8 protein-coding genes are annotated in these 12,754 nt (G+C 67.2%); 1 reads left to right on the top strand and 7 read right to left on the bottom strand.

All coding sequences use genetic code 11. From position 1 onward, the window contains the following. Nucleotides 1-104: 104 nt before the first annotated feature. Nucleotides 105-584, top strand: coding sequence for a MarR family winged helix-turn-helix transcriptional regulator (locus AC07O0_RS14565; RefSeq protein ID WP_494624169.1), 480 nt, complete (start codon nucleotides 105-107; stop codon nucleotides 582-584). A 16-nt stretch (nucleotides 585-600) separates the two neighbouring features. On the opposite strand, the gene AC07O0_RS14560 is transcribed toward AC07O0_RS14565, so the two are convergent. The 7 genes from AC07O0_RS14560 to AC07O0_RS14530 form a co-directional block, all read right to left on the bottom strand. Beyond that, nucleotides 601-1,878: a cytochrome c gene (locus AC07O0_RS14560; protein WP_494624167.1), complete on the bottom strand. Its 1,278-nt coding sequence runs from the start codon at nucleotides 1,876-1,878 to the stop codon at nucleotides 601-603. 5 nt (nucleotides 1,879-1,883) lie between these two features. Next, the gene (locus AC07O0_RS14555) at nucleotides 1,884-2,429 is read right to left on the bottom strand and encodes a (2Fe-2S)-binding protein (RefSeq protein ID WP_494624165.1); all 546 of its coding nucleotides are present in this window, start codon (nucleotides 2,427-2,429) and stop codon (nucleotides 1,884-1,886) included. After that, the gene (locus tag AC07O0_RS14550) at nucleotides 2,426-5,251 is read right to left on the bottom strand and encodes a xanthine dehydrogenase family protein molybdopterin-binding subunit (RefSeq protein WP_494624163.1); all 2,826 of its coding nucleotides are present in this window, start codon (nucleotides 5,249-5,251) and stop codon (nucleotides 2,426-2,428) included. Before AC07O0_RS14550 ends, AC07O0_RS14555 begins: the two co-directional genes overlap by 4 nt. Before the next feature lie 189 nt (nucleotides 5,252-5,440). Continuing rightward, nucleotides 5,441-6,112: an AroM family protein gene (locus tag AC07O0_RS14545; RefSeq protein WP_494624161.1), complete on the bottom strand. Its 672-nt coding sequence runs from the start codon at nucleotides 6,110-6,112 to the stop codon at nucleotides 5,441-5,443. Between the two features lie 59 nt (nucleotides 6,113-6,171). After that, nucleotides 6,172-7,845: an OPT/YSL family transporter gene (locus AC07O0_RS14540; protein ID WP_494624159.1), complete on the bottom strand. Its 1,674-nt coding sequence runs from the start codon at nucleotides 7,843-7,845 to the stop codon at nucleotides 6,172-6,174. Between the two features lie 47 nt (nucleotides 7,846-7,892). After that, nucleotides 7,893-11,741 (bottom strand): hydantoinase B/oxoprolinase family protein, encoded by a 3,849-nt coding sequence (locus tag AC07O0_RS14535; protein ID WP_494624157.1) that lies wholly within the window; start codon nucleotides 11,739-11,741, stop codon nucleotides 7,893-7,895. Then, nucleotides 11,738-12,523: an IclR family transcriptional regulator gene (locus tag AC07O0_RS14530; protein WP_494624155.1), complete on the bottom strand. Its 786-nt coding sequence runs from the start codon at nucleotides 12,521-12,523 to the stop codon at nucleotides 11,738-11,740. The genes AC07O0_RS14535 and AC07O0_RS14530 overlap by 4 nt, the downstream gene beginning before the upstream one ends. Nucleotides 12,524-12,754 lie beyond the last annotated feature (231 nt).

The raw sequence follows: 12,754 nt of genomic DNA, 5'->3' as shown, positions 1-12,754 counted from the left end.
CATTATCGCAATAATCATTCTCATACAGAGTGCCTCAGGGCTTGTAAAGCGATTTCTTTATCGCGATATCATTTTTCTCGACACAGGCCGTTTCAGGAGCTGCCATGACCGACGCCCCCGCCCCGCCGACCCTGCCGCTCGACGGCCAGCTCTGCTTCTCGATCTATTCAACCTCGCTGGCGATCCAGCGCGTCTACAAGCCGATGCTCGACGCGCTCGGCGTCACCTATACGCAGTATCTCGTGCTGAGCGCGCTCTGGGAAAAAGACGGGCTGACGATCAGCGCCATCGCCGAGCGCCTGGCGCTCGAGCCCAGCACGATCACGCCCGCGGTCAAGCGCCTGGAGGTGGCCGGCTTCCTCGGCCGCCGGCGCAGCACGATCGACGAGCGCCTGGTCGAGGTCCACCTGACCGCCAAGGGCCACGAGCTCCATCCGAAGACCGGCTGCCTCACCGACGCCCTGCTGCGCCATTCCGGCTTCGAGGTCCCGCAGATGATCGCGCTCAACAAGGCTGTCCAGGACCTCAGGCAAGGCATGCGGAACGCCGTCGCCGCCAGCGACGCGGATCCAGCCAGCGACTAGGCCTCAGCGTGCCCGATCAGCGCAGCCGCTTGACCTCGTCCGCCGTGACGCTCGGCCGCTGTCCGCCCCAGTTCGCGCGCAGCCAGTTGGAGAGGTCGGCGACCTGCTGATCGGAGAGCTGGCCGGCGAAGCCCGGCATCGGCTGCATGCGCTCCAGCCCGGGGAAGCGCTGGGCCGGGATGCCGGCCAGGATGACCTTGTTGAGGTTGCGCGCATCGGCCCGCCGCAGCGAGGCATTGGTTGCCAGCGGCACCACGACATGCGGGATGCCCTGCCCGTCGAGACCGTGGCAACTGGCGCAGACGGCGAGATAGCTGGCGCGGGCCGAGCTCGCGACCTCGGCGGAGACAGCGACCGGCTTGGGCGGTGCCGGCGGGGTTGTACGCTCGGGGAGCTTGTCGAGGTCGAAGAGATAGGCCGACATCGCCGCGAGGTCGTCGGCGGTGAAATACTGGGTCGAGAAATGGACGACCTCGAACATCTGGTTGGTCATCGCGCCCTGCGCCGAGATGCCCGACTTCATGAAGCTTGCGAACACCAGCGGGTCGAAGCCCATCCGCGTCAGCCCGGCCTTGGTGATATCAGGCGCGATCACGCCTTCGAGCTCCGAACCCTCTAGATAAGCGCTCTGCTTCATGCCCATGGCGAGGTTGCGCGGCGTATGGCACTCGCCGCAATGGGCGAGCGCGTCGGTCAGATAGCGGCCGCGATTCCACAGCGCCGAGCGCCCGGCGACCTCGGTCTTCGTATCGGAGGAGAGGTTGACCAGGTTCCAGAAGGTCAGCCCCTGCCGGATGTTGAGCGGGAACGGCATGTGGTTGGCGCGGTTCGCCACCTTCATCGGCTCGCGGCTCATCAGGAAGGCATAGACCGCGTCGACATCATCCGCCGTCAGCTTGCGGTAGGAGGCGTAGGGCATGGCCGGGTAGAGATGGCCGTGCTTGCCGACGCCGTCGCGCACGGCGCGGTGGAACTCGGCACGCGTCCAGTTGCCGATGCCGTGCTCCTTGTCGGGCGAGATATTGGTCGAGAAGATCGTCCCGAGCGGCGTCTCGAACGGCAGGCCGCCGGCCCAGGGCGCGCCGCCCTTGACGACATGGCAGGCATAGCAATCGGCGGCGACGGCGACATAGGCGCCGCGCTTGGCGAGCCCCTTCATCTGCTCGGCCGAAAGCGGCTGCTCGATCTCCCTGGCGACCACGCTGCGCTCGAACAGGCCGAGGAAGACGGCCCCGCCTAAGAGCGCACCGACGACAGCGACCGCCAGGACGGCCAGAAGCAGCTTCCTCGCCATCAGCCTTACGCCTTCACCAAGCCGGGAGTCCTGAGGACGAGATCGCGCACCGCCTCGAAATAGCGGACATAGCCGGTGCAGCGGCAGATATGGCGGTCGAGCGCCTCGCTGATCACCTGCTCCAGCGCCTCGCGCTTGACCGGGTTGCGCTTAAGCTGGTCGAGCAGCACCGTCGCCCCGGTGACGAAGCCCGGCGTGCAATAGCCGCACTGGAACGAGAAATGCTCGATGAAGGCCTGCTGGACCGGCGAGAGCTCAGTGATCGCGCCATTGGCGTCGCGCTTGGCCTGGCCTTCAATGGTCCTGATCTTGCGGCCGGCGAACCAGTGCGCGCCGGTGATGCAGGTGCGCATCTCCTCGAGCGAGCCATCAGCCTTTTCCAACACCACGGTGCAGGCATGACAGATGCCCTGGCCGCAGCCCATGCGCGAGCCGGTGAGGTTCAGGTACTCGTAGAGGAAGTCCTGCATCATCATCGTCTCAGGCACGTCGATCGGGCCGACGGCCTTGTCGTTGATGGTCAGGGAGAGCGTCTTGGTCGCGATCGTCATGCCAGCGCCTCTTTGATCCTCTCGGGCGTGAGCGGCAGGGTGTAGAAGCGCTTGCCGATGGCGTGGGCGACGCCGTTCACGATCGCCGGCACGACCGCGATCATCACCACCTCGGCCATGCCCTTGGGCGGATCGGTGTCGGAGAGCGGCGGCAGCACCTCGGCCGTCTGCTTCCAGACTGCAACGTCGTTCGAGGTCGGGAGTTCGTAGCGATTCCAGTTCCAGGTGCCGTTGCCCGGCCCGTCCTCATAGAGCGGCAGGTACTCCTTCAGCGCGTGGCCGATGCCCATGGCGAGCCCGCCCTGGATCTGGCCGGAGACTAGCTCCGGCACGATCTGGTTGCCGCATTCGAGGATGGAGTGGTGCGAGAGCAGGCTGACTTCGCCGCTGCCGGTGTCGACGACGATCTCGGCCAGCGTCGCCATCGGCGCGTAATAGGTGACGCCGGCGTTGTTGCGCTGCGTCGGCGGGTAGGAGACGGAAGTCCGCTCGACGAAATGCCAGCCGCCCTGCGTCATCAGCGCCTTGCGCTCGGCCGGCGCCCCGTCTCCGTATTTCAGCGCGAGCGCATCGATGGGAAAGCGGCGCCGCCCGGTCCCCGGCAATTCGAACTCGGCCTCGGCCCACTGCCAGCGGTTGAAGCTGTGCACGGTGATGCCGGTGACGAGGCCGAGCTTATGCGCCTCGGCCGCGACCGCAGCGAAGGACAGCGGCTGCATCGCCGCGGCCGTGATCCCGCTATTGGTGACGCGCAGATCCTCGCGGCGCACCGCTTCGGGCGCCATCTGGCCACCGCCGATGCCGCGCGACCAGAGCGAGCGTGCCGCCGGCCATATCGTGAGCTCGACCAGAATGCGCGCCGCCTCGCGCGTCGCATGGCCGAGATAATAGACGCTGTTGGAGGCGCTCATCGGCGAGGTGAAGCTAGGCGTCCAGCGCGGATTGGCCATCCGCTTGTCTTCCTCCTCCTGCGAGAGCGTATAGGGCTCGTCGGTGGTCTCCAGCGGCATTTGCGGCCAGCGCACCTTGCCGAACACGGTCTCGTCGGGCTGCTTGCCGAGGATTCCGGCAGCCATCACCGCCTGCGAGGTCGTCGCGCCCGTGCCGATCTCATGCGCGACATGCGAGAGCTTGAGGCGCCCGCTCGCATCGAATTCGAGCGCGCAGAGCGCAGCTTCCGCGCCGGTGCCGTAGTCCTTATGCACATGGCCGTAGCCGACGCCGTATTTCTTGCCGGGATTGGCCGCCTCGAACTCGGCCTTGCGCTTTCTCCGATTGGCCCAGAGCGGATGCTTCTCCGCCTTCGCCAGAATCTCGTCATGGCGCAGTGCCCCGGAGGGGATGGCGCCCTGCGAGTTCTTCATCCCCGATTTCAGCGCATTGCGCCGCCGGAACTCCATCGGATCGAGGCCGAGCGCTTCGGCGGCTTCGTCGACCATCATCTCGGTCGCGGCCATGGTCTGTAGCGTGCCATAGCCACGCATCGAGCCGGCATCGACCGCACGCGACGACATGATCGCGGCGGAAAAATCGCTCTTCGGCAAATAGTAGATCGACTGCGCCGCCGTCGCGCCGACCGTGCCGACCGAGACCGAGAAGTTCTCGCGCCCGCCGCCATCGTTCTGGTAGCGGCCGGTCATCGCCCGGAACTTGCCGGTCTTGCGATCGATCACCATGACCTTCTCCATCTGGAAGGCATGGCGCTTCAGCGCGGTCTGGAACTGCTCATAGCGGTCATTGGCGAGCCGGACCGGGCGGCCCTCGCCATAGAGCCCGGCGAGCACGCAGAAGAACGGGAAGAGCGCGTGGTCCTTGGTGCCGTAGCCGACGGTGTAGCCGATCCTGAGGTCGATGCTCTGGAGCGGGAACTTCGACTTGGACAGCATCTGGGCCGCCATCTCGGCGACCTCGTGCGGCGACTGCGTCGCGATCAGCGCATGCAGCACGCCGCTGCCGCGCTCGTACCAGACATTGCCGTTGTCAGCCTCCATCGCCGAGGCGTCGGCCGACTGGGTCGAATAGGAGCGCCTCAGCGCCAGGACGTCGTCGCCGGCATTGGCGATCTCGCGCTCGATCTCGGCCGCCGCCGCCATGCCGCGCGCCATCGCGTCGCCCTCGCCGGCAGCAGGCCATTGCGGCTCGGTTCCCTTGAAGCCAGCGCGGATCGTCGTGTCCTTCAGCGCGGAATAGCGGTCCTCGGCATCGGGATTGCCGCCGTCGATCCGGACATAGCGCGCCGCGCCATAGGGGCCAGGCGTGGTTGAGGGCCCGTCGGCGCCGTAGCGCACGACCTTGTCGTTGAAGCGCAACTTGCGCTTGGCTGCGTCGTAGCGGGCGAAATCGTGATAGATCAGCATCGCGACAGGCTGGCCGAGCAGCCGCGCCGTCTGCCCTTTCGGCACGAAGAAGACGTCGCCATAGAAGCCCGGCCACGGTGCCGGCATCGCGACGCCGTCGGCGATAAGGTCCTCCTGCAGGACCAGCCGGTCGGGCTTGAGCTCATCGCCGAGCAGGGCAAGGTCGACGCCGTCGAAGACGCGGTCGACCCGCGTCGCATGCAGCATGAAGGCGTGCGCCTGCTCCTTGGGCCAGCCCTCCAGGTCGCGGGCGCGGTAGTCGCGGGTGAAGGTCTTGCCGCCGGTCACCTTGGCGACGGCGTCGAGCCGGTATTTCGGCTTGCCGCCGGCGAGCCAATCGGCGCCGGGACGCGGTGGCGTCTCGATCAGTTCGGCCTGGGTGGCTGAAGGCAGCAGCGAGATCTTGATCGCGACGCCGGCGGCTCCGGCCTGGAGGAAACCTCTGCGGGACAGACCTATCTTCACGCCGGACACCCCGCTCGCTGACGAGCCGACTCTACTCTCCTGCCGATATTATGGGCACAGGTCAGGCGCGTATACGGGATACTCGAATTGGTCTGATGTGAAGCTGAAGTTGAGTGAACGTTGCGTTGCAGCTTGCGACGCTTGCAACAGCGCGCGCCGTTCTACCCCGCTGGCGCCACATGACCCGTCTCAGATCACTTCCGAGACGATCTTGGCGATCAGCGCATTCGACAGGATGACCGGCAAGCCCGCTGCGGCCGCCTCCTCGCGATGGCGTTCGACGAAACCCATGCAGTCCATCAGCAGGATTTGCGCGCCGTGCTCGGCGAGGCTCTCGGCGGCTTCTGCGACCGACGGCCTGTCGCCACCATAAGGCGAGGCGGCGGCATAGATCGGTGCGCGGGCGAGCGGCGCCCATTTCCCGGCCTCGGAGGCGATCTGCTCGGCAAGCGGCACGATGATGCCGAGCTGGACCTCCTGAATCAGCGCCGCGACCGTCGGCGGCAGGATGCGATCCGGCTCGATCAGTCGGGCGCGTTCCGTTCGCAGGCTGGCGAAATGACCAGTGCACAGCATCAGGATCGTGCTGCAGCCGGCGGCTTCGAGCATGGCGAGCTTGGCTTGTGCGGCATGCTCGGTGCGCTGGCGGTCGATGACGACGGGGGTTCCGTCGAGCAGCTTGGTGATCAGGAGCGGGCCGTCGGGCTGAGGGGCGAAATCCCGGGCGATCTCCTCGCGCGACAGCCCATCGAGCACGCCGGCATGCAGCCGCGGCAGCTCTGAGCCCAGCACTGTATCGAGGATCGGGGTGATGTCGGCGCGCGGTGCCTGGCCGATGGTGAGGGTACCGAGCTTGGCCATGGACGCTTCCTTCCAGAGATGAAGCAGCCCGGGCCGTCGCCGGCCCGGGCCTTACGGTCTCAGCGCTTGAAAAAATTCTTCGAGACGGAGTCGAAGAAGGAGAAGATTGCGTCGCCGGCGATGACGCCTGCGGCGAAAACCTCCATGTCGCCTTCGCCGCTGGCGCCGCGCAGCTTCTCCCAGACCAGCCGGCAGAGGATGCCGGCCAGCACCGCCCAACCCGCCATCGGGAAGTTGATCAAGAGGCCCGTAGCGAAGAGCACGCCGATCTGGCGCTTGGGGCCGCCAAGGAATTGCAGGATCGCGCCGGGGATCGCCCAGAGGAAAAGCTGCCAGGCGACGCCGGGGGCAACGCCGGCCTTGATCGTCGCGGCATAGACCTTGTCGACGGGAGCGACGAGGTTCTGGTCGAAATAGGACTGGTAGGAGACCAGCACGACCGCGCCGGCGATGACGAAGGCGAACATTGCGGCGAAGAGCTGCTGGCGGCGGCCTTCGCGCTCGAAGGCGGGATCGGCGCCGTTGCCGCGCAGGAGGTAGCCGGCCTTGAGGTCGTAGCCCATGTCGGCGAAGGCGGGGCCGGTGGCGGCCGAGAAGCCGACGAGCAGCGCCAGCGCCGGCATCGGGAAGCCGATCAGCATGCCGATGATCAGGGTGATCAGCGCCACTGCGAAGGCCGGGAACCAGCCCGAATGCATCGCGGCGAGGCCGACGATCAATTCGTGCACATAGGCCGCGAAGGCGGCGTAGAGCACGAACAGGATCAGCATGCCGATCGACATGTCGGTCATCAGCCCGCCGACCAGGGCGATGAAGATGGCGATGACGAGATAACCGATCGTGCCGAGCCCGAGCGCGCGCTTCACCTGCGCATCGGTCGTGCCCGAAGCGGCTTCGGCCTGCTTCTGAGCCTCGCTGCGGCGGAAGAGCAGCAGGCCGACCTGCAGCAGCGCGACGAGGCCGGCGCCGATCATGAAGCCGTGCGGGATGTAGGCGGCCATCAGGTCGCCCTTTGGGATGATGGTCTCGAAGAGCGGGCCGCCGAAGATCTGGCTGGAATAGCCACGAAGCAACAGGCCGATGCCGAACATCGCCAGCGCCCAGATGTTGCCGATGAAGGCGACGCCGAAGGCGGACATCGGAATGCCTGAGACGGCGGCCGAGCCGGCGAAGCCGATCCAGGCCAGCGGCACCTTGATGAAGCCGACGATGATCGCGGTGACGAAGCCGACGCCCATCAGCACCGCCTTGCGTCCGCCCTCGTCGCCGGCCTTGATCGCCTCGGCGGCGGCGACGCCCGGTGGCCAGGCGCCGGTCGCCGGGAAGACGCGGGAATCGAACATCCGATAGAGCAGGTAGCCGTCGAGCAGCATGGCGAAGAAGGCGCCTGCCAGCATCGGCAGCACCAGGTCCGGCCGGCCGAGCAGCCAGGGGATGCCGACCGGCAGCAGCAGGCTGTTGGCCGCGCCGAAGGTGGCCGAGGAGATCGCGCTCTGGGCCAGGTTCTGGACGTGGATCGAGCGGTAGCGCGCGAACACGGCGAGCGGCACGCGTGCCAGCGCCATGGCGGCGAGCGCGCCGATCAGCGAGGTGTTCGCGGTGATGCCAAGCGACACCAGGAGCTGCATCCCGATGATCGCGCCGAAGACGCAGAGGATCGCGATCAGCGCCAGCGTCGCCGGCTCGAACAGGCTGGGGTGCCGTTGAGGCACTCCGTCATTTTGCGTCGTCATGCCTCTATCCCCTTATTGGCCCGTGCGGGCGTCTTTCGCTTGATCAGTCAGGCAACAAGGATGCCGGTCTTGGCTTCGCCGACATCCTGGGAGGCATGGGCGGCATGCATGCCGTAATCGCGCTTGGCCGCTTCCGGCGAGACGAGGCCGAGCGCGATGTCGCGGGCGATCGCTTCGCGTGGGCGCTCGGAGGCCGGGCCGTAGCCGGCGCCGCCGGCCAGGACGAGCTCGACGATCTCGTGGGGCTGCTTGACCTGGACGAGCTCGCCGGTGCCGACGTCCTTCAGCACATGCCCCTGCTCGTCGATGACCCGGCCCGAGGCGCCGCCGCCGGCCTTGCCCTCGAACAGGCCCGGGATCGGGTTGTTGACCCCTTCCGGATAGAGCGAGACCAGCGTCGGCAAGCCGTCATCGGAGAGCTTGCGCAGGCGCACACGCTGGCCGAGGCCGCCGCGTTGGCGGCCGGCGCCGCCGGAGTCGGTCAGGTAGGTCTTCTCGACCACCAGCACCGGCACGCGCGATTCGAAGGTCTCGATCGAGGTGTTGGCCGCCGAGGTCGGGTAGAGCAGGCCGGACTTGCCGTCGCCATGGGCCGAGCCACCCTGACCGCCGCCGACAAAGAGCATGTCGGAATAGGTGTCGCCGGCCTGATCGCGGCCATAGACGCTGGCCGCCACCGGCAGGCCAGTGAAGGCCTGGACTTGGCGCGGCGCCGCCTGTGACAAGGCGCGGAAGATATTCGGCGCCAGGTACCAGCCGGTGCGGGTGCGCAGGTTGACCGCCAGCGGCTTGTCGCAGTTCAGGATCGAGCCCTTGGGCGCATCGATCGAGAAGGCGCGGTAGCAGCCGGCATTGCCGCGCACGGATGGCGTCAGCATGCATTTCAGTGGGTATGTCGCGTGCGCCATCGTGTAGTTGAGCGTGCAGTTCAACCCGCCCTGCGGCAGCTGCGGCGGCGCGCCGGCGAAGTCGAGATGGATCGTGTCGTCCTTGACCGTCAGCGCCAGCGGATAGGTCATCGGCGTGCCGAGCGGGTTGTTCGAGACGGTGCCGTGATAGGTGCCGTCAGGCAGCGCGCGGATCGCCTCGCGCATCGCCTTTTCGGAGCGGCTCTGCACGACATGGGCGAGCGCCCGCAGGTCCTGCATGCCGTAATCGGTGAGGAAGGATTGCAGCCTTTCGGCGCCGATCGCATTCGCCGCGACGAAGGAGTGGAGGTCGCCGAGCACCTGCTCGGAGTTGCGCACGTTCTCAGCCAGCAGGCGGACCAGCGTCTCGTTGATCCTGCCGGCCTCGTAGAGCTTCATCGGCGGGATCTGGAAACCTTCCTCATAGATCTCGCGGGCCCGCAACGAGTCCTTGGTGCCGCCGATGTCGGAGACATGGCCGACCGTGCCCATCAGCCCGACGACGCGGTCACCCAGGAAGACCGGGGTAACGATGGCGATGTCGAAGAGATGGCCGGCGCAGAGCCAGGGATCATTGGTGATCAGCACGTCACCGGGCTTCAGCGTCTCGGCCGGATAGCGCTCCAGCAGCGCCTTGACCGCGCGCGGCAGCGTCAGGTTGAAGACCGGCATGGCGCGGGGCGAGTGCGCCAGCGTCTCGCCCTCGGGATCGAGCAGTTCGCAGGCGAAATCCTGCGCTTCCGAGATCACCAGCGAGAAGGCGGTGCGGCAGACGGTCAGCCACATCTCCTCGACGACGTTGATCATCCGGCTCCACATGATCTCCAGCGAGATCGGGTCGGCCTCGATGCGGCGCGCGGCCTCGGCCAGCGGCATATCGGCGGTGATCGTGGTCTCGACCGCATTGGCCTGGCCGACATGGATGATCAGGTTCAGGACATCGTCGATCGCGACGCTGTCGCCGGGCGGGACGATCGTGGTCGCTTCGCGCTCCTCGATGATCGCCGGGCCCTTGATCGTATCGCCCGAGCGTAGAGCGTAGCGGTCATAGACCTCGGCTTCGCTCCAGCCGCCTTCGAACCAGGCTTGGCGGCTGCCCTTGACCTTGGCCGTGGCGTCGCCGCCGCCGGCCGCGCCGGAGAGCGAAAGCGTCGGCACAGGGCCGGCGCAGCGGACGCGGAAGTTGATCGCCTCCAGACGGGCGCCTTCATAGACCGAGGTGTAGCGGGCCGAGTAGGTCTTGCTGAAGGCGGTGCGGATCGCTTCCAGGCTGGACGCATCGATCGCGCCCGATGGTAGCGGCACGGAAATGTCGTGCATCTGGCCGACGAGGCGCATATCGGCCGAACGCTCGACCGTGACGTCGCCGGGCTTCACGCCGGCCTCGATCAGGTGCTTGCGGCCTTCTTGCTCGAGCTCGGTCAGCACGCGGTTGACCGCAGCGGCGTCGAAGCCGTCCGAGAACTCGACCGGCAGCGAGCGCACCTGATCGAAGGAGAGCGGGGCGGCGAGGAAGCCGAGCGCCGAGGCCGCGCCCGAGGCCGGCGGGATGATGACCTGCTTGACGCCGAGCACGCGGGCGACGTCGACGGCGTGCGCCGGGCCAGCACCCCCGAAGCCGACCATGGCGTAATGGCGCGGGTCCTTGCCCTTCTCGACAAGGTGGACGCGGGCGGCCGCACCCATGCTCTCGACCACGACCTTGTGGATGCCCCAGGCGGCTTCCTCGATCGAGAGGCCGAGCGGCTCGGCCACGGTCGCGACAGCCTTGCGGGCGGCGTCGAGATCGAGCGCCATGCGCCCGCCGAGGAAGAAGCCGGGATCGTAATAGCCGAGCACGAGATTGGCGTCGGTCACGGTCGGCTTCACGCCGCCCATGCCGTAGCAGGCTGGGCCGGGATCGGAGCCAGCCGAATGCGGGCCGACCTTGAGCAGGCCGACCTCGTCGATCGCCGCGATCGAGCCGCCGCCGGCGCCGATCTCGATCATGTCGATCACCGGCGCCTTGATCGGCAGGCCGGAGCCCTTGGCGAAGCGGTTGACGCGGCCGGCTTCCAGCATCGGCGCGATCTCGGCGCGGCCGTCCTCGATCATGCAGGCCTTGGCAGTGGTGCCGCCCATGTCGAAGGAGATCACGTCCTTGTGGCCGGCGAGCTCGCCGAACAGAGCGGTGGCGAGGCCACCGCCGGCCGGGCCGCTTTCGAGCAGGCGGATCGGGAAGGTGCGAGCCGTCTCGGGCGAAACCAGGCCGCCGGCCGAGTGCATCAGGCGCAGGGCGCCGGTGAAGGAGCGGGCGGCGAGCTCGCGCTCCAGCCGTTCCAGATAGCGCCGCATCAGCGGCTGGACATAGGCATTGGCGGCGGTGGTGACGAAGCGCTGGTACTCCCAGATCTCGGCGACGACCTCGCTCGACAGGGAGACAGTGAGCTCCGGGCAGGCCTCGCGGACGATGCGGCCGGCTTCCTGCTCATGGGCCGGGTTGCGGTAGCTGTTGAGGAAGCAGATCGCGATCGCCTCGCAGCCGGCGGCGGCCAGCTCGCGGGCAGCCTTGCGCACCGCCTCCGCGTCGAGCGCGGTCACGGCCTTGCCGTCGCGGTCCATGCGCTCGGGCACTTCGAGGCGATGCTCACGCGAGACCAGCGGATCGGGGAAGGTCAGGAAGAGATCATAGATGTCGTAGCGCTGCTCGGTCCCCATTTCGAGGATGTCGCGGAAGCCCCTGGTGGTGATCAGGCCGAGCCTGGAGCCCTTGCGCTCGATCACGGCATTGGTGACCAAGGTCGTGCCGTGGACGATGTCGCCGACGTCGGCGAGCGTGATCCCGGCCATCTCGACGAGTTCGCCAAGGCCGATCAATGCCGCCTCGGACGGGTCATGCGGGGTGGTCAGGCGCTTGTGCAGGAGGACCGAGCGCTCCTGGCCGTCATAAAGGATGAAATCGGTGAAGGTGCCGCCGATGTCGAAGCCGATGCGCCAGCGATTGCTCATGGAGCAGTCTCCGAAGGTGAGAGGTTCAAAGGGAAGAAGTGCTTGTCCCGGGTCAGGGCCGCGATCTCGGCGGCGCCTTCGGCCAGGGAACGGATGATCGAAAGGCGCTCGCCCGGCGTGGCAGTCGCGGCCGGGAAGGTGATGCAGAGCGCGACCTCGTCGCCGGTGGCGGGGTCGCCGAGGCCGACCGAGATGGCGCGCACGCCGCGCACGGCCTCGTCATGGGATTCGGCGAAGCCAGCACGCCGGGTCTCGGCCAGCCGCCCCAGCAAGTCGTCGATGTTGCGGGGGGCAGTCTCGGACGGAGCGGTGAACCCGTCCTTGTAGATCTCGCGGACGTCGTCGTCGGAGAGCCTGGCGAGCAGAGCGCGCCCGGTGCTGGAAGCGAAGGCCGGGATGCGGTCGCCGATCGATGTGACGACCCTGAGCGCATGCCGGCCGGGATGGGCGGTGGCCGCAACGACGTCGGTGCCGCGGCGGACGCTGATATAGCCGGTATGGCCGATCTGGTCGGAGACGCGTCCGACGATGGCATCGGCGCGGTCGATCAGCGATGCGGCGAAACGATAGAGCTGGCCGACCTGTGCGAGCAGCAGTGCCGGGCGATAGCGCTTGCTGTCGCCGACCGTTTCCAGCAGCCCCTCGTCGCGCATCGCCCGCAGCAGGCGCGAGGCGTTGCTCTTGGGCATGCCGAGAAGAGTCACGAGGTCGGTCACGGTCACGTCGTGACGCGTGCTGGAGAAGCAACGAAGCACGTCTGCGGCTGCCGTCAGGATGGACATCCGGGTCGCTTCCAAGAAAGTTCCAAAAAATGGAACTTAAGTTGCAATAAAAGGAACAATACGCTGAGATGACGATGAGTCAAGACGGTTTGTGTCGCGCGCAGGGTCTCGACGGTTCGAATCGTTCGTTTCAGGGGAGCAGGCGGCATTGGTGAGCCTCGCCCGGCGCTTCCCGCCTAGTCATCTGCTCGGGGCCGCGTGCCGGGCAATCCTCGCACAAGCTCGCGGCTG

The organism is Allobosea sp. GW821-FHT10B12 (assembly GCF_059415545.1).
Note: the sequence above shows the minus strand (reverse complement) of the source record. Positions and strands in the feature narration are given on the sequence as shown.

Excerpts from the sequence above, each read along its gene's own strand:
- AC07O0_RS14540 (WP_494624159.1), bottom strand. The coding sequence starts at position 7,845 with ATGACGACGCAAAATGACGGAGTGCCTCAACGGCACCCCAGCCTGTTC.
- AC07O0_RS14530 (WP_494624155.1), bottom strand. The coding sequence starts at position 12,523 with ATGTCCATCCTGACGGCAGCCGCAGACGTGCTTCGTTGCTTCTCCAGC.
- AC07O0_RS14560 (WP_494624167.1), bottom strand. The coding sequence starts at position 1,878 with ATGGCGAGGAAGCTGCTTCTGGCCGTCCTGGCGGTCGCTGTCGTCGGT.
- AC07O0_RS14545 (WP_494624161.1), bottom strand. The coding sequence starts at position 6,112 with ATGGCCAAGCTCGGTACCCTCACCATCGGCCAGGCACCGCGCGCCGAC.
- AC07O0_RS14555 (WP_494624165.1), bottom strand. The coding sequence starts at position 2,429 with ATGACGATCGCGACCAAGACGCTCTCCCTGACCATCAACGACAAGGCC.
- AC07O0_RS14535 (WP_494624157.1), bottom strand. The coding sequence starts at position 11,741 with ATGAGCAATCGCTGGCGCATCGGCTTCGACATCGGCGGCACCTTCACC.
- AC07O0_RS14565 (WP_494624169.1), top strand. The coding sequence starts at position 105 with ATGACCGACGCCCCCGCCCCGCCGACCCTGCCGCTCGACGGCCAGCTC.